General features: G+C 54.5%; 14 protein-coding genes. 4 read left to right on the top strand and 10 right to left on the bottom strand.

Annotation, left to right across the window (positions count from 1 at the left end; genetic code table 11):
• Positions 1-84: 84 nt before the first annotated feature.
• Together ACAW74_RS26855 and lolA1 are read right to left on the bottom strand one after the other, a co-directional pair.
• Complete coding sequence (locus tag ACAW74_RS26855; protein WP_370701353.1) at positions 85-1,278, bottom strand: acyltransferase family protein; 1,194 nt, start codon at positions 1,276-1,278, stop codon at positions 85-87.
• 170 nt (positions 1,279-1,448) lie between these two features.
• Positions 1,449-2,078: an outer membrane lipoprotein periplasmic chaperone LolA1 gene (gene lolA1, locus ACAW74_RS26850; protein WP_502918616.1), complete on the bottom strand. Its 630-nt coding sequence runs from the start codon at positions 2,076-2,078 to the stop codon at positions 1,449-1,451.
• 328 nt (positions 2,079-2,406) lie between these two features.
• Here lolA1 and ACAW74_RS26845 point away from each other — a divergent pair, with 328 nt between their 5' ends.
• Positions 2,407-2,808, top strand: a complete 402-nt coding sequence (locus ACAW74_RS26845; RefSeq protein WP_370701351.1) for a response regulator — start codon at positions 2,407-2,409, stop codon at positions 2,806-2,808.
• 33 nt (positions 2,809-2,841) lie between these two features.
• Here ACAW74_RS26845 and ACAW74_RS26840 read toward each other — a convergent pair whose 3' ends face one another.
• Positions 2,842-5,454 (bottom strand): FtsK/SpoIIIE family DNA translocase, encoded by a 2,613-nt coding sequence (locus ACAW74_RS26840; RefSeq protein WP_370701350.1) that lies wholly within the window; start codon positions 5,452-5,454, stop codon positions 2,842-2,844.
• Between the two features lie 244 nt (positions 5,455-5,698).
• On the opposite strand from ACAW74_RS26840, the gene ACAW74_RS26835 reads away from it, so the two are divergent.
• On the top strand, positions 5,699-8,692 hold the full coding sequence (locus ACAW74_RS26835; protein WP_370701349.1) for a SusC/RagA family TonB-linked outer membrane protein: 2,994 nt from the start codon (positions 5,699-5,701) through the stop codon (positions 8,690-8,692).
• 29 nt (positions 8,693-8,721) lie between these two features.
• Positions 8,722-10,104 carry a RagB/SusD family nutrient uptake outer membrane protein gene (locus tag ACAW74_RS26830; protein WP_370701348.1) on the top strand — a complete coding sequence of 461 codons (1,383 nt, stop codon included), beginning with the start codon at positions 8,722-8,724 and terminating at the stop codon, positions 10,102-10,104.
• A gap of 107 nt (positions 10,105-10,211) precedes the next feature.
• On the opposite strand, the gene ACAW74_RS26825 is transcribed toward ACAW74_RS26830, so the two are convergent.
• A complete protein-coding gene (locus ACAW74_RS26825) occupies positions 10,212-10,784 on the bottom strand; it encodes a hypothetical protein (protein ID WP_370701347.1) in 573 nt (190 codons plus the stop codon).
• A gap of 172 nt (positions 10,785-10,956) precedes the next feature.
• Between ACAW74_RS26825 and ACAW74_RS26820 the strand changes: the two genes are divergently transcribed.
• Positions 10,957-11,340 carry a MerC domain-containing protein gene (locus ACAW74_RS26820; protein WP_370701346.1) on the top strand — a complete coding sequence of 128 codons (384 nt, stop codon included), beginning with the start codon at positions 10,957-10,959 and terminating at the stop codon, positions 11,338-11,340.
• Here the strand turns inward: ACAW74_RS26820 and ACAW74_RS26815 are convergent.
• From ACAW74_RS26815 to ACAW74_RS26790, 6 genes are all read right to left on the bottom strand, one after another.
• Positions 11,288-11,560: a CBU_0592 family membrane protein gene (locus ACAW74_RS26815; RefSeq protein ID WP_370701345.1), complete on the bottom strand. Its 273-nt coding sequence runs from the start codon at positions 11,558-11,560 to the stop codon at positions 11,288-11,290. The two genes, ACAW74_RS26820 and ACAW74_RS26815, sit on opposite strands and share 53 nt — an antisense overlap.
• A gap of 83 nt (positions 11,561-11,643) precedes the next feature.
• The gene (locus ACAW74_RS26810) at positions 11,644-13,131 is read right to left on the bottom strand and encodes an NADH-quinone oxidoreductase subunit N (protein WP_370701344.1); all 1,488 of its coding nucleotides are present in this window, start codon (positions 13,129-13,131) and stop codon (positions 11,644-11,646) included.
• Between the two features lie 98 nt (positions 13,132-13,229).
• A complete protein-coding gene (locus ACAW74_RS26805; protein ID WP_370701343.1) occupies positions 13,230-14,051 on the bottom strand; it encodes a TerC family protein in 822 nt (273 codons plus the stop codon).
• Positions 14,052-14,284: 233 nt separating this feature from the next.
• The gene (gene rpmA, locus ACAW74_RS26800; protein WP_370701342.1) at positions 14,285-14,563 is read right to left on the bottom strand and encodes a 50S ribosomal protein L27; all 279 of its coding nucleotides are present in this window, start codon (positions 14,561-14,563) and stop codon (positions 14,285-14,287) included.
• 100 nt (positions 14,564-14,663) lie between these two features.
• Positions 14,664-14,981 (bottom strand): 50S ribosomal protein L21, encoded by a 318-nt coding sequence (rplU, locus tag ACAW74_RS26795; protein ID WP_370701341.1) that lies wholly within the window; start codon positions 14,979-14,981, stop codon positions 14,664-14,666.
• A gap of 143 nt (positions 14,982-15,124) precedes the next feature.
• Positions 15,125-15,562 carry a PaaI family thioesterase gene (locus ACAW74_RS26790; protein WP_370701340.1) on the bottom strand — a complete coding sequence of 146 codons (438 nt, stop codon included), beginning with the start codon at positions 15,560-15,562 and terminating at the stop codon, positions 15,125-15,127.
• Positions 15,563-15,577: the final 15 nt, after the last annotated feature.

Below are 15,577 nucleotides of genomic sequence, written 5' to 3'. Positions count from 1 at the left end.
TATCTGGGCAGGCGGTCTACTGAACGACAGCTACACAACAGCGCTGGGTACGTTGCCTGGGTGCAACTACTAGCCCGCTACCGATCAGATACGAATGAATAGCTTCCGGCGGTACATCCAGAGCAGCAGGAGCCAGTAAACCAGCAAGGTCGTGAGCCCAACCAGCAGGGGTTCATACGCTATGCCAAGCACCTGAAAAGGCCTGTGCCCCAGATGAGTATAGAACGAGTTGATGATGAAGCCTTCGATCAGGTGTACCAGGCAATAGATGGCAATTGAATTCATACCAATGACCACGAGCGGAAAGGCCCAGCGCTGTTTTTTCCAGACATCGACGACGCTATAAAAGAAGGCCAGCAACAGGAAGCACCAGCCCCCGCTGAACAGCACCCAGGCCGGTGTCCAGATGCGTTTGACAACGGGGCAGATACCCAGCAGTTCGAACAACGTACCTGAAGCCAGCCCAATGAGCCCCGCCAATACGAGTCGGCGGAGTAAATCGGTTGGGGAGAGGCCCAGCCGCAGCCACTGACCGGCTATCAGCCCCAGTACCATAGTACCCAGCGTCGGAATGAAACTTAGGATGGCGTAGCCACCGCCGTTGAACAGAAATGGCTTTGCGCGTGGGAACAGATTCAGAAACCAGGTATCGAATGCCCAGGCTACGTTGCTGTTTTTGTTGAAATGAGCCATCAATCCGGTGTACTGATGGGGCCAGTCGGCCGGGACGCCCACAGCGGGGTACGAAAAGGCGGGTCCGGGCGTGGGGTAGCCAATAAACAGCAGCCAGTAGCCGACCAGGATCAGACCCAGCGCGAGCCATTGGCCCCGTGGCCGAACGTACCCAAGCAGAAATAGAACGGGATAACCCAGTCCAATTTGCGTCAGGGTATCTTCGAAGGTGAAGTAGGTCTGCTCGGCGTGGGTGGAACGCAGGAAGATACCCAGCAGAATGAGGATGAGCGACCGCCGGAGGGCATGGCCAAACTGAACGCCTGCCGATTGCCCCTTTAATTGCCGGCTGGCGATAGAATAGGGGAGTGCTACACCCACCAGAAACGAGAAGGAAGGCTGGATAAGGTCGTGCAGCGAGCAGCCCGCCCAATCGACGTGGCTCTGATGCCAGGCCAGCAACGACCAGAAAGAGCTGTCGGGGAAAGCGTCGTGCAGCCGGTCGAAATGCAGCACTTCGCCCATCATCAGGAGCATCACAAAACCCCGATAGGCATCGACGGATAACAAACGACCCGCCGGGAATTCGGTCTGGATGGGGGGCATAGGAGAGCGAGCAAAAGCAGCGGGTAAGTTAGTGCGATTTTGCGAGGCGCGCTACCGTCGGCCAGCCCACAAAACAAACAGGGCGGCTTATTGGCTTAGCAACAGATTCGTCTGCTGCTAAGCCAATAAGCCGCCCTGCGTTGGCAAGGGCCATTTGTTTCCGGAAAGAACTAGCGCAGATCGACCACTTCTACACCCGGGTATTTGCTCTTGTCGAACACAAAGTAGCTGTCGGGCAGGTTAGGGTTTGGTACAAACTTGCTGATGGTGTAGCTCGTTTTCTTACCGTTTTTGTCCGTAAGCAGCCAACTCCGTACCGACTTGTCGGCGCGGTCGACGCTGATCTGCACGGAGGTGATCTGCGTATTCTTTTTCTCGGGCTTCAGTTCGACCACATCCATGGTGCGGCCACCCACTTTCTGCTCGCGCAGGTACGTATAGTTGAAGCCTTTCTTGTACATCGAGTAAATCTTGGTCGGGTTGAAATCGCCCGATGCGCTGGCGTCGTAGTCCTGCACGTTGACTTCGTTGGCTTCTTTCACGTAGGTCGACATCACCTTGCCGTCGGTGAATACTTCCTGCCCCGCCGTTTTGAGCCGGAACATGCGCCCTTTCACCGAAATGTCTCCTTTATAGGCTTCGCTACCCGCCGCATAGCTAAACGTGGCCTGGTAGCTGTTCAGGGCTTTGTACCGGGCACTCATAGCGTCTAGAACGGCTTCGGCTCGTTTGTCTTTTTGAGCCATGAGGGATGAAAGTGACAGAAGCAGTAAAAGACCGGCACTCAGTAGTTTCTTCATTCTGATTTGGGTATTGTTGGATGGGGCCGTTAGCTGAATGGGAAACAGCGTACACGAAACTGCTGGCTATTCAGAACCTAACGTATAACGGTTGTCGTTTAACAGATGCTAAATTGGTTAACGGCTTTGAGCTTAGATGAGTTTACCCCTCAAAAAGTTTAAGCGCCTGAGCCTAATTGATAGGTCCAACAAACGTGTTGTTACAGGTTTCTAGGGCTTATAGACGTATATTTGATCATTGTACCACCTCATAAACTACTTAACGGGGTGGTGTCTAGTAAACTAGCTGCGAAAACAGACCTCTTTCAGGAACCGGCTTCACACTTCAATGACACAGTCGACAATTTTTTTGGTAGACGATGATGACGACGATATCTATCTGGCTCAACTGACATTCACCAAGCATTTCCCCGCGTGGGCGTTGACCAGTTTTTGCGATGGACAGGCACTTATTGACCATCTCAACGAACACCCCAACGATGCCTTACCCAACTTGATTATTCTGGATTTGAACATGCCTCGCCTGACGGGCTTCGAGACGTTAACTGCCTTAAAGGCGCACCCGGAGTGGAAACGCGTTCCGGTCGCTATCCTGACAACGTCGAGTACGGCCGACGATCGCGAACGAAGCTATGCGTTAGGCGCCTGCGCGTTTATGACCAAACCTGCCACTGTGGAACAGCTGGCTACCATTATTGTAGAGGGCAAGACGCTCTGTAGCCCCGACTGAGCCACTTCTGCCCAGTCGGGGGGATGCGTCGGGTTAGCCGAGCGCTTTGAGAACTTCCTCCAGATGAGCTGCGTCGTGCACAAGCACATCACGGGCCTTGCTCCCTTCGAACGGCCCCACAATACCCGCTTTTTCCAATTGGTCGATCAGGCGACCGGCGCGGTTATAGCCCAGTTTAAGCCGCCGTTGAATCAGCGACGTACTCCCCTGCTGATGCGTCACGATCAGGCGAGCGGCTTCGTCAAACATCGGGTCGCGGTTGGTCAGGTCTACATCCTTGTCTTCTGCCTGCGTATTGGCGTCATCGCCATAGAATTCGGGAAGCACATAGGCGTCGTCGTAGCCGCGTTGCGCCCCCACAAATTCACAGATTTCTTCGATTTCGTTGGTATCGACGAAGGGGCATTGCAGCCGGATAATGTCGGAGTTTGACGAGAGCAGCATATCGCCCATACCCACCAACTGCTCGGCGCCACCCGCATCCAGAATGGTACGTGAGTCGATTTTAGACGTTACCTTAAACGACAGCCGCGCCGGGAAGTTGGCTTTGATCAAACCCGTGATCACGTTAACCGAAGGGCGCTGCGTGGCTACTACAAGGTGAATACCGATGGCCCGTGCCAACTGCGCCAGGCGGGCAATCGGCTGCTCGACTTCCTTACCGGCGGTCATCATCAGATCGGCCAGTTCGTCGATGATCAGAACGATATAGGGTAGGTAGCGGTGGCCCCGTTCGGGGTTCAGCTTGCGGTTGGTGAATTTGGCGTTGTATTCCTTGATGTTCCGAACGCCCGCATCTTTCAGCAGGTCGTAGCGGTTGTCCATCTCGATACAGAGCGAATTCAGCGTATTTACCACCTTCTTTGTATCGGTGATGATCGCTTCCTCGGCGTCGGGTAGCTTGGCCAGGAAGTGCCGCTCAATTTTGTTGAACAGGGTCAACTCTACCTTTTTGGGATCGACCAGTACAAACTTCAGCTGCGCGGGGTGTTTCTTGTAAAGCAGGCTGGTCAGTAGCACGTTCAAGCCCACCGATTTGCCTTGTCCAGTAGCGCCGGCCATGAGCAGGTGAGGCATTTTAGCCAGATCGACCGCCAGAATTTCGTTGGAAATGGTCTTGCCCAGCACCACCGGCAAATCCATGTTGGCTTTCTGAAATTTCTCGCTGACGATCATCGACCGCATCGACACCATCTCGCGGTTCTTGTTGGGTACCTCAATCCCGATCGTGCCTTTGCCCGGCATGGGGGCGATGATCCGGATACCCAGCGCGGCCAGATTCAGGGCAATGTCGTCTTCCAGGCTTTTGATCTTCGAGATACGCACCCCGTCGGCGGGTACAATTTCGTACAGTGTGACCGTGGGCCCGATGGTCGCGTGAATGCGCTGGATGCCGATGTTGAACTTACCCAACGTGTCGACGATACGGTCTTTGTTGGCTTCCAGTTCATCGGCCGACACCTGCGCTTTCTGGTTTTCGGGGTAATTGGTAAGCAGATCGACCGTAGGGTATTGGTATTGTGGCAGATCGAGCGTGGGGTCGTACAGGCCATGCTGGGCGACCAGATCGCCGGCGTCGTACATATCGGGCTCGAAACCCGGTGTTTGTACCGGCGGCACCAGAGCAGGTTGTTCGGTATCGGCCAGCGGCGTGCCATCTTCCACGGTCAGCACCAGCCCAGCCAGGTCGACGGGTGTTTTCGGGCGGCTGCTCTGGGTGTCGAGAGGCGTGGATACGTCCAGTTCCGTGTCGTAGGTATTCACCGTGAGTGGCAACGACGGCGTATACGGGCCGGGTGGCACATCCACGAGGGCCGTAGGGCTGGGCGCCACGTAGTCGGGTTCGGGTACGTCGGCCTGAGCAAAATCGTCGTCGGGCAGCAACTCGCTGGGTACGTTGCCTGCCTCCTCATACGTATCGGTGGCATCGCCATACCCACGCGGCTCAGAAGGTCCATCAGCAGGCTGGGTACGTTGCCACAGAGAAAGTTGGGTAACGTTGAAGAAGAAAACGATGAAGGCGAATCCTAAAAAGCCAATGAGAACGATACTGCCGAAGCCCAGCAGGCCATACAGTAACCGGTTGATTTCGTAGCCGATGCCCCCGCACCAGACACTGCCCGCGCTAACCGCATCGGTGGCCATCACTACATAGCCCAGCAGCAGACTCGTCCAGACGGCCAGAAAAAGCAAAAACTGCGTCGTGCGGGCCAGCGGCAGCGGCTCGCGACCCGAGGTGAGTTTTAGCCCCGCCAGAAAGACAATGACCGGCAGGCACATCGCACCCAGGCCAAACCAGCGGAACATGAATACATAGGCGATGTGGGCACCCAACAACCCAACCCAGTTTTGTACGTCTTTTCCCGCTTCTTTTACCGATTCGTCGGTGCCGATCAGGCTCTGATCGGCGGGACCGCTGAACAGATACGATACAAAAGCGACCAACAACCCAACGGCCAGCAGCATCAGCAGCACGCCTACGGTAAGGTTCGTCCGTTCATCAGCCCGGACCCGCTCGAAGGGTAACGACCAGTTTCGGCTGGGGGCCGCCTCTTTCTCGCGCCGGCCTTTTTCGGGGCGCTCCTGCCGACGCGTATTCTGGCGGGGCGGGGTGGGTCGGCGGTCTGTAGTGGTGGGTTGAGCCATAAAATGAGGAAGCGTTGGGTATATCTGTAAAGGTAACGACCGGCCCGACGCCGGACTGTGCCAGTTCACTAAATTAATGCGATAGGGGTGATCGGATCTTATTATCTGGAAAGCATACTTATCTACTGGACTTTTGCGATTAACTTATATTATTTATAACTTTTTAATAAGTTGGGGTAATCGTAGCAGAGCGCTATGTTAATTTGCGGATAATGCAAAATAAAGTCAAACTAAAAACGACCATATGAAGAACATCCTACTGTTAACAGTAACATTGTGGGCCTTTGTTGCTTCTTCCGTGTTCGCGCAAGAACGGCGCATTACGGGTAGGGTAACCTCTGCCGATGATAACACGCCCGTACCCGGTGCGTCGATTCAGGTAAAAGGAACAACGCGGGGCGCTCAGTCAGATGCTGACGGTAACTACTCACTGGTGTTACCGCCCAATGCCAATGTCATTGTGTTCAGCTTCGTAGGCTTAACCAGCCAGGAAGTCAACGTGGGTAACCAGTCGGTTATCAACGTAACGCTGTCCAACGATAATCGCTCGCTCAACGAAGTGGTCATTGTGGGGTATGGTACGCAGCAACGCCGCGACGTGACCGGCTCGGCGGTATCGGTGAAAGCCGCTGAAATTGCCAACCTGCCTGTGCAAAGCTTCGAGCAGGCCATTCAGGGGCGTTTGGCAGGGGTGCAAGCGACGCAAGCGAGCGGTAAGCTCGGTTCGGGTTTGCAGATCCGGGTACGTGGTGCGGCCTCTATTTCGGCAGGCAACGAACCGCTCTACGTGATCGACGGTATCCCCGTAACGTCGCAGGACATCGGGACGACGACGACGGAGCCCTATAGCCCGTTGGCGGACATTGACCCGAACGATATCGAAAGTATCGACGTGTTGAAAGATGCCTCGGCCTCGGCCATCTACGGCTCACGGGCGTCAAACGGTGTTGTGCTGGTGACGACCAAAAAAGGCCGCGCCGGCCGGACCAACGTGAACATTGGCTACTACACAGGCTTCAGCAACCCGACCCGGCTGCGGAAGTTTCTGAACAGCGCTCAGTACATTGAGCTGTTTTCGGAAGCAATTACGAACTCGGGCATCGCCATTGATGATCAGATTGATGGCTTCCCCGGCTATGGCATTGACATCAATTCGGGATACGACGAAAAATGGTCGGAAGCGGCTTTTCGCCAGGGCACGATCAATCAGCTCAACTTTAACGTAAACGGAGGTACTGACAAAACGCAGTTTTACCTTAGTGGCTCAACCAACCGGCAGTTTGGTATTATCAAAGCCAACGATTTCAGCCGCAATAACCTGCTGCTGAACCTTAACCACACGGTTAGCGACCGACTGAGCTTTGGGGCTAAATTCTCGATTGCCCGGACTATCAACAACAAGACGCCGGATGACAACGACTTTGCCAACCCGGTGCAGTTGAATGCTATTCCGCCGTTGCAACCCATTTATGATCCGCAATCGGGCCTGCTCAACAACCAGACGCTCTACTACAATGCGCTGATCGAGACGACCGATGCCTTTAACCGGTCGATCTCGTACCGCTCATTCGGTAACATCAACGGTACGTTGCGAATTGCCAAGGGGCTGAGTTTCCGGAGCGAGTTTGGTTATGACCTGCTCAACCAGCAGGAAGAGATTTACCGCACGCGCCGCACCGAGAGCGGATCGCCCACGGGTTATGGCTACCAGAACAACATCCGTAGCATCAACTGGACGACCAACAACACGCTGAATTACCAGGCTAACTTTGGGCCGCACGCCATCGACGCCCTGGCCGGTTTCGTCTACCAGGAGCAGAACATTCAGGATGCCAGCGCCCAGGGCCGTGGCTTTCCGAACGATCAGTTCAAGAAGATTGCCAGTGCCGCCCGTATCGTGGGTGGTAGCTCAACCGAAACGGGTTTCAGCATCGAGTCATACATTGCCCGGATCAACTACCGCCTCCGCGAAAAGTACCTGTTGAGCCTGTCGGGCCGGTATGATGGATCGAGCCGGTTTGGCGCCAACAATCGCTACGGTTTCTTCCCGGCGGCTTCAGTGGGCTGGCTGATCAATGAAGAAGATTTCCTGAAAAACAACCAGACGCTGAGCCTGCTGAAACTGCGCGCCAGCTATGGGCTGACGGGTAACTCGGAAGTATCGAACTTTGCCTCGCGCGGGTTGTATTCGGCCATTTTCTACGCTGATCAGGCGGGTATCCGGCCCACGCAGTTGGCTAACCCCAACCTCGGCTGGGAAACCTCGGCTCAGTTGGACATCGGTATCGAATTTGGCTTCTTGTCGAACCGCATCAACGGACAGATCGACCTGTACAACAAAGACACGCGCGATCTGCTGCTGAACCGGCCGCTGCCGGGCATCAACGGCTTTACGTCGGTATTTGAAAACGTGGGTAGCCTGCGTAACCGCGGGGTCGAATTCTCACTGACGACGCAGAATACGGTGAAGGCACTTCGCTGGACCACCAACCTCAACTTCTCGATGAACCGCAACCAGGTGACGAAGCTCAACGGGCAACCGATTGAACCGGGCGCACGTTTGCTGGGCCGGGTAGCCGTTGGTGAACCGCTGGGCTATTTCTACGGAAAAAAATTCCTGGGTGCTGATCCCGCTAACGGCGATGCACTGTACCAAGGTCCGGATGGCCCAACGAATGACTATAGCATAGCCATCAATACGAAGCTGGGCGACCCCAACCCGGATTTCATCGCGGGTGTAACCAATACACTAACCTATAAAGGAATCGACCTGAGCTTCCTGTTTCAGGGTGTGTTCGGGAATGATCTGTATAACATCGCTGGCTTCTTCCAATCGGTTAACGCTGACTATTACGACAACCAGACGGTCGACCAGTTGAACCGCTGGCGCAACCCGGGCGACATCACGATGGTGCCGCAGGCTCGATTGTATGCGGGCAATGGTGCCGGTCCGTCGTCGCGCTGGATTCAGGACGGTACGTATGTTCGTCTGAAAACGGCTACGCTGGGCTACACACTGCCCAAATCGCTGCTGCGTAAAGTGTACATGCAGTCGGCGCGGGTATATGTGTCGGGCCTGAACCTGCTGACGTTCACGAAGTACACGGGCTACGACCCTGAAGTGAATACGCAGTACACGTCGACCTCGAATCAGTCGGCTAACGTAACGATAGGTCATGACTTCTATACGCCGCCTCAACAGCGGACGATCACGTTCGGCGTTAACATTGGTTTTTAGCCCCGTTACTCATCACGAAGACTTATTTTATGAAAAAGAAACTCATGTTAGCCAGTCTGGCGGTGGTGCTGTCGCTGTCGGCCTGTACGGATAAACTGGAATTGCAACCCCAGCAAAGTATCGACGCTGCCACCGCCTTAAGCGACGCGCAAGCGGTTGAATCGGCTATTATCGGCTCGTACGGCATTCTGGGAGGCGGGGCGCTTTATGGTACTAACTTCAACCTGTTATCTGAACTACAGGGATCTGAGGGATATGTCTCCTGGCGGGGTACGTTTGCCAGTTACCGAGAGGTGGCAAACAAGACGTATACCAATGCCAATGCCGAAGCACAACGTACCTGGATTGCAGCTTATGGTGCCATCAACAACGTCAACGGGGTGCTGAACGCTTTGAACGTTGTAACTGATGCGGATCAGAAGAGCACGTTTGAAGGAGAGGCTCGCTTCATCCGGGGTATCCTGTTCTTTGAATTGGTTCGTTACTACGCCTTGCCCTGGGGAGCTACTTCGGGCAATACGCAGTTGGGTATTCCGCTGGTACTGACGCCAAGCAGCGATGTCAATCAGGCCAGTACGCAGACGCCCCGGTCAACCGTAGCCCAAACGTATACGCAGGTCATCGACGACTTGACTAAAGCGGCTTCCCTGCTTCCTGACGATAATGGCACACGGGCCGATCGCTACACGGCGCTGGCCTTCTTAGCGCGGGTATATCTGCAACAGGGGAATTATGCGGCTGCGCTGGCTGCGGCCAATAGCGTGATTACGTCGGGCAACTATCGGCTCAATCCCAGCGTGACGTCGATTTTTCGGAATCGGAATACACAGGAAAGTATCTTCGAAATTCAACAGAATGATCAGAATAACGCAGGTACGTCGAACGACGGTTTGACGACGTTTTATGCCAGTATCCCGACGCCATCCGGTGCGCGCATTGGCCGCAGTGACGTGCGGATTATCTCGACGTTTGTGAACAGCTACGCTGCTACAGACGCCCGCCGCACAGAACTTCTCTATGTGGGTGCTTTGGGAGGCGCGAGTCAATATTATACCGGCAAATTCACCGATTTTGGCGCGAATATTCCCGTTATCCGTCTGGCTGAGATGTACCTGATCCGGGCGGAGGCAAATCTGCAATTGGGTTCGACTACAGGTGCTTCACCACTGGCCGATGTCAACCTGATCCGGGTGCGTGCCGGTCTGGCACCGCTGACAGGTACGTTGACATTAGCTCAAATCGTGCAGGAGCGTCGGTGGGAGCTTGCCTTCGAGGGTCTGCGTATCCACGACATCAAGCGCCTGCGTCTGTCGACAGGTACGTTCGCGTGGAATGCCCCCAAACTGGTATTCCCCATACCCAAGCGCGAAATCGACGTGAACCCGGCGATTGTTCAGAATGAAGGTTATTAAGCAGTTATTCAGACGCTGGTAGTACCTTTTTGTCGTGATGACAAAGCCACAAGAAAGCCCCGCTGGAATGAGTCCAGCGGGGCTTTGTGTGTAAGTGGGGGGTCGAGTTACCGTACCGTCACGTTGAAATTCAGGTTCACATCATCAGAGCCGGGGGTAGCCGTACCATTCTTAACGGGGGTGCCGTTGATGGGGGGCTGATGCCGCAGCCGCACGTTGAGTTGACCGGTTCCGGCGGCTCCGGTTTGTACAGTACCGGTCAGGCCAATCGGGAAGTTGCGCGTGTCTTTATCACCGTATGTATATGTGAGCAGCGAGGCTGGCGTAGGGGTAAACACAAACAGGTGCTCATCCTGCTTCTCCCGAATTTCGTCGGTAATGCTTTGAGCCGGTGTTTTACTCTCATCAACCAGATCGACCGTCATCGTATAGCTCTGGTTGGCCGTTAGGGTGATGTTATCGAATTTGGTCGGAGCCGCGCCGCCATCGCCATCTTTATCCTGATAGATGAACGTCTGCGTGTTGCTGCCCTGCGTGAAGCGCAGGCTAACCGTGGTGATGAGTTCATTCTCATCGGCTGGTAGCGGGTCGGTGCCCTTTTTGCAACTGCCTACCAGCAAGCCGCCCACGACCAGCAGCCCTAGAAGGCCGGCTAGTCGGTTTCCATACGTTGATGCCATATTCTGATCGGTTGTTTTTGCAAAATTACATAATCGCAACATTGTTGCAAAAGAGTTTGCAACCTTATTGCAAAAAATCGAGTTATACGAAAACGCGCGCTGCTTTGCAGCTATGTTGCAATAAGTAGCGCCGGTTATTTAACTTTGCAGTAGCAAGCGGCAGCTTAATTGTATGAAGGCAGACGTAGCAGATAGAAAAGCAGACTATATCGGCATCACCGGCTCTATCCTGTGCATTATTCATTGCCTGGCTGCGCCCGCGCTGGTCGTTACGTCGAACCTACTGCGGAAAGATGGTGTGCTACAGGCGAGCTTTCTCAGCCTCGATTACGCCTTTATTGCCGTGAACATTGTTGCCGTTTATTTCGCCACACGCCAGCATACAACCCCCGCTATCCGGTTCGCTCTATGGGCATTCCTGTCGCTGTTCGGCGTTTGTCTGTTGCTGGAAGATGTCAGCCCGGTATTTGAATATGCTGCTTATGCTGCCTCAGCGGGCCTGGTTACTTCGCACTTGCTGAACCTGCGTCACCACCGCGCCGCGCACGCACACTGAGCGAAAACACAGCGATCAGCACCCACACGATGTTGACCAGGGCCGATGGATAGGCCCCGTGGTACCAGGTATTGACCACGAAGAACAATCCCCCAATCAGATTGGCCCATACGTAGCGCGGATCCTTCGCGTCGAGACGTCCCTGTATGTTCAGAAAATAGGCACCGACAATCAGAATTGAGGCGACCCAGCCAAGGGTCTCGATGATATAGTGTAGCATAGAGAAAGAGGATACCACCGAGGCATAGAGAGCACTGAGGAGCTAACCTGAAACGATGTGTTCTTATCGCTTGGTGGTAAAAATTATAACGCAGCGATCAACTGAAGCAGCCAGTCTGGTTTTAAAAACAGCAGCACAACCGGCGGGATCATCAGGGCAAGGGCAACCCATTGCAGCGCTACGAGCCGCACAGGTACGTCGGCACCAGGTACGTTGGCTACCGGCGGCCGGAAAAACAGCAGGAAGGGGATTTTGAGATAATAAAAGAGCGAGATGACGGCGTTGGCCAGCCCCAGCCCAAACAGCCACAGCAACCAGGGGTTACCCGTAGTCTGATAGGCGCCAAACAGCGCCGTAAACGACAGGAACTTGGCCGTGAAACCAACCGTTGGCGGAAGGCCCGTCAGCGCCAGCGCAACCACGACCAGGCAAATGGCCAGTAGGGGAGAGGCCTTATAGCGACCGGCAAAGTCGGCAATGCGAAACGAGCCCGATTGGGCTGCGTTCGCTGGCGCCAGCGCATCGATGAGAAAAAACGCGGCCAGTGTAATGAACAGGTACGTTGCGGCGTAGAAAATAGCCGCTTCAAAGCCCGCTTCGCTCATGGCAATAACACCAACGAGCAGAAAACCCGCCTGCGCAATAGTTGAATAGGCGAGTAGCCGTTTGGCGTCTGTCTGGCGCAGGGCCGACAAATTGCCGATCAGAATACCCGCCAGTGCCACCACGGCGAGGGGCGTCTGCACGTCGCCAATGGGTAGGGCCGTTAGCAGGCGCATCAGTACCAGTAGAGCTGCCGCTTTGGGGCCAATCGAGAAAAAGGCCGCTACCGGTATGGGGGCGGCTTCGTAGGCATCGGGTGTCCAGATGTGAAAAGGAACTGCCGAGAGCTTGAAGAGTACACCCGCGGTTGTTAGCAACAGGGCTACCAAGGCTACCGTGCCATTCTTGGCGAGTTCGATGCCAAACACCGTGCTGGTAATATCGAGGGTGCCGGTGAGGCCATACAGTAATGACATGCCGTAGAGCATCACGGCCGAACTGACCGCGCCGAAGAGCAGGTATTTAAGGCCCCCTTCCGATGCTTTTCGGTCGGCGGCAAGACCCGTGAGCAGGTAGGAACTGATCGAAACCAGTTCGATTGCTATGTAGATGGCCAGCAGATTGACCGCCATCGTCAGCAGAAACAACCCCAGTACCATGCCCAGCAGGATGGCATACCACTCGGTGGGCAAGCGCCGGGTGGTACGGTGACTACCGGTTTCCCACAACACGACGCCGATAGCGCTCAACGCAACCACGACTTTGAAGAAAACAGCCTGATTGTCGAGGAAGAGCAGGCTCTGAAATAGGGGGCCACGGCTCGCCTGCATCAGCGACAGACCACCTGCCACCAGTAAGATAACCAGCGTAATGGCTGATAACCAATACCGTGCGGTGGCTTCCTGGCTGCGCCGGAGCAGCACCAATTCAGCCAGCAACAACGCGCAAAATGTGAGAGCCAGCCACGCTTCGGGGCCAAAGCCTCCCAGGCTGTTAAGGATGTCCTGTAGTTGGTCGGTGAGACTCATTGGAGAATGAACAATGGACGATGAATTGCAGGCCAGGTACGTAACCGTAGCTACCTATCCTTCAACCCATTATACATTATAAATCATGCATCATACATTTAGATGATGCCTTCGCGCTCGGCCTGATCTTCGTAGCCTCGCATGCGGATGGGCTTCTGATTTTTGCGGAGTTTCATGTTCAGGAACTCGACCAGCAGCGAGAACGCAATTGCGAAATAGAGATAACCTTTAGGAACGGTGCCAACCGGCGCGTTGAAGAAGACCACTTCCGAGAGGTGAGCGCCTTCGGCAATCAGCATAAAGCCGATCATGATCAGGAAAGCCAGGCCCAGCATCTGAATACTCGGGTGATCGTTGACGAAGCGGCCAACGGGACCGGCGAAGAACATCATGATTAAAACCGAGAGAACAACGGCGGCGATCATGACGGCGATGTTCTGCGTAAGGCCAACGGCGGTCAGGATAGAGTCGATCGAGAAAACGATGTTGATGATGGCGATTTGAGCCACCACGCTGCCAACACTGGCTTTACCCGCCTTTGTGTCGCCAGCGTTTACTTCATCAGCCTGTGGGTCGCCCTCTAGTTTGTGATGAATCTCCGACGTGGCTTTGTAGAGCAGGAACAGACCCCCTGCAAACAGAATGATGCTCTGCCCGGTAGGAGCCGCTACAAACCAGCCCGCGTCGATATGGGTAAATGGTTTACTCAGCGAGATAAGCACCGAGATACCAAATAGTAACGCCACCCGGAACAGCATAGCCAGAAACAGCCCGATGTTACGCGCCTTGGGCTGATCGGCTGGAGCAAGCTTGTTGGCGGCAATGGAGATAAAGATGATGTTATCAATCCCCAGAACGATTTCCAGGAAGGTAAGCGTCAGTAAGCTGATAAGAGCTTCGGCAGAGAAGAGTTGATCCATGTGGTTGTTGGCAATGAATGGTCAAAGTTACCGGCCGGCTGCCGGAGCAGCAAACGCTTTACAGCAACGAACGCCCGCTTCCATGAAAGGCTTGTGGAAGGCCTAAACGCGTAGAGACGCAATCCCTTGCGTCTGTCCCGCGTCAGCAATAAATCGTGCCTTTATAGGTACGTTGTGTTGCTGACGCGGGACAGACGCAAGGGATTGCGTCTCTACAGGTACGTTCCGTGGGCTTATTCAGCAGCTACCGCAGCGGCTTCTGCTGGAACCACGTTCACCACCGAACGCTTGTCGCGGCCTTTGGTGAAGCTTACGGTGCCATCAACGAGGGCGAACAGCGTGTGATCGCGGCCCAGACCTACGTTTTTGCCAGGATGGTGTTTGGTGCCACGCTGACGGATGATGATGTTACCCGCGATGGCCGCCTGACCACCGAAAATTTTGACGCCCAGTCGCTTGCTGATGCTGTCACGGCCGTTCTTCGAACTACCGACGCCTTTCTTGTGTGCCATTGTTTGGAAAAGTCCAATGTTCAATGTCCGATGTTTAAAGCCAGTTTGTCTTTAAGCAAAACAGCGTTAAACGTTGAAGATTGAACCCTGAACGGATTTTTTACACGGTGATATCGTTAATCTGCACTTTGGTCAGGTACTGACGGTGGCCGTTTTTCTTCTTGTAGCCTTTCCGACGCTTCTTTTTGAAGACGATTACCTTCTCACCCTTGAGGTGTTCGAGGATAGTGGCCGAAACCGTGGCCCCTGCTACTGTGGGCGCACCAACGGTAATCGTACCCGCGTTGTCAACCAGGAGAACTTTCACCTGGTCGGAGGCAAGTGCAGCGTCCACCTCTCCACTCAAACGGTGAGTGTATATATAGCGGCCCTTCTCGATTTTAAATTGCTGCCCTGCGATCTCTACGATTGCGTACATGATTGTATATGACTTGAAAATGAGGGGGCAAAGGTAGAGATTTTTGGTTTAATGTTCAAGGTCTAACGTCTAAAGTTGCTGCGCCTGAGCACGTATTGGTTCTCTGGCGCAGCAACTTTAGACGTTAGACCTTGAACATTAAACTACATTTTCACGCCTGTCTGTACCAGATTGGTACTGCATTTGGCGATGAGCTTACCGGCTTCGTTGGTGATACGCCCTTCTACGTGAACGATATTGCGGCCAGCGCGGGTCACTACGGCTTCGGCGGTAAGGGTTTCGCCCAAACGCGCCGGGTTCAGAAAATCCATGTTCAGGTTGACAGACGTGTAGCCGAATTCGCGACCCAGGGCAAAAACGGTCAGACCACACAGATCGTCAAGAATAGCCGACGCCGCGCCACCATGCAACACCTGCATCGGATTGACCATATCGTCGCGGATCAGGTACGTGGCGACCATACGGCCTTCTTCGGCCGATTGCAGGGTGCCGGCAAGCCACCGCCCCACGCCCGATGGCGACTGCGTCATGGGTTGCCCAACGAGGCGCTGAAAAACCGAAAGTCTTGTGTTCTCATCCATGTCGGCAAAATAGTA

The organism is Fibrella musci (genome assembly GCF_041321105.1).
GTDB lineage: Bacteria > Bacteroidota > Bacteroidia > Cytophagales > Spirosomataceae > Fibrella > Fibrella musci.
The sequence above is the reverse complement of the archived record's forward strand: the minus strand, read 5'-3'. Positions and strand labels throughout refer to the sequence as shown.

What these genes read in the sequence shown, in the direction of transcription:
- ACAW74_RS26845 (WP_370701351.1), top strand. Translation starts at nt 2,407, where the DNA reads ATGACACAGTCGACAATTTTTTTGGTAGACGATGATGACGACGATATC.
- ACAW74_RS26825 (WP_370701347.1), bottom strand. Translation starts at nt 10,784, where the DNA reads ATGGCATCAACGTATGGAAACCGACTAGCCGGCCTTCTAGGGCTGCTG.
- rplU (WP_370701341.1), bottom strand. Translation starts at nt 14,981, where the DNA reads ATGTACGCAATCGTAGAGATCGCAGGGCAGCAATTTAAAATCGAGAAG.
- ACAW74_RS26805 (WP_370701343.1), bottom strand. Translation starts at nt 14,051, where the DNA reads ATGGATCAACTCTTCTCTGCCGAAGCTCTTATCAGCTTACTGACGCTT.
- ACAW74_RS26835 (WP_370701349.1), top strand. Translation starts at nt 5,699, where the DNA reads ATGAAGAACATCCTACTGTTAACAGTAACATTGTGGGCCTTTGTTGCT.
- ACAW74_RS26790 (WP_370701340.1), bottom strand. Translation starts at nt 15,562, where the DNA reads ATGGATGAGAACACAAGACTTTCGGTTTTTCAGCGCCTCGTTGGGCAA.
- ACAW74_RS26820 (WP_370701346.1), top strand. Translation starts at nt 10,957, where the DNA reads ATGAAGGCAGACGTAGCAGATAGAAAAGCAGACTATATCGGCATCACC.
- ACAW74_RS26830 (WP_370701348.1), top strand. Translation starts at nt 8,722, where the DNA reads ATGAAAAAGAAACTCATGTTAGCCAGTCTGGCGGTGGTGCTGTCGCTG.
- ACAW74_RS26855 (WP_370701353.1), bottom strand. Translation starts at nt 1,278, where the DNA reads ATGCCCCCCATCCAGACCGAATTCCCGGCGGGTCGTTTGTTATCCGTC.
- ACAW74_RS26810 (WP_370701344.1), bottom strand. Translation starts at nt 13,131, where the DNA reads ATGAGTCTCACCGACCAACTACAGGACATCCTTAACAGCCTGGGAGGC.
- ACAW74_RS26815 (WP_370701345.1), bottom strand. Translation starts at nt 11,560, where the DNA reads ATGCTACACTATATCATCGAGACCCTTGGCTGGGTCGCCTCAATTCTG.
- lolA1 (WP_502918616.1), bottom strand. Translation starts at nt 2,078, where the DNA reads ATGAAGAAACTACTGAGTGCCGGTCTTTTACTGCTTCTGTCACTTTCA.
- rpmA (WP_370701342.1), bottom strand. Translation starts at nt 14,563, where the DNA reads ATGGCACACAAGAAAGGCGTCGGTAGTTCGAAGAACGGCCGTGACAGC.
- ACAW74_RS26840 (WP_370701350.1), bottom strand. Translation starts at nt 5,454, where the DNA reads ATGGCTCAACCCACCACTACAGACCGCCGACCCACCCCGCCCCGCCAG.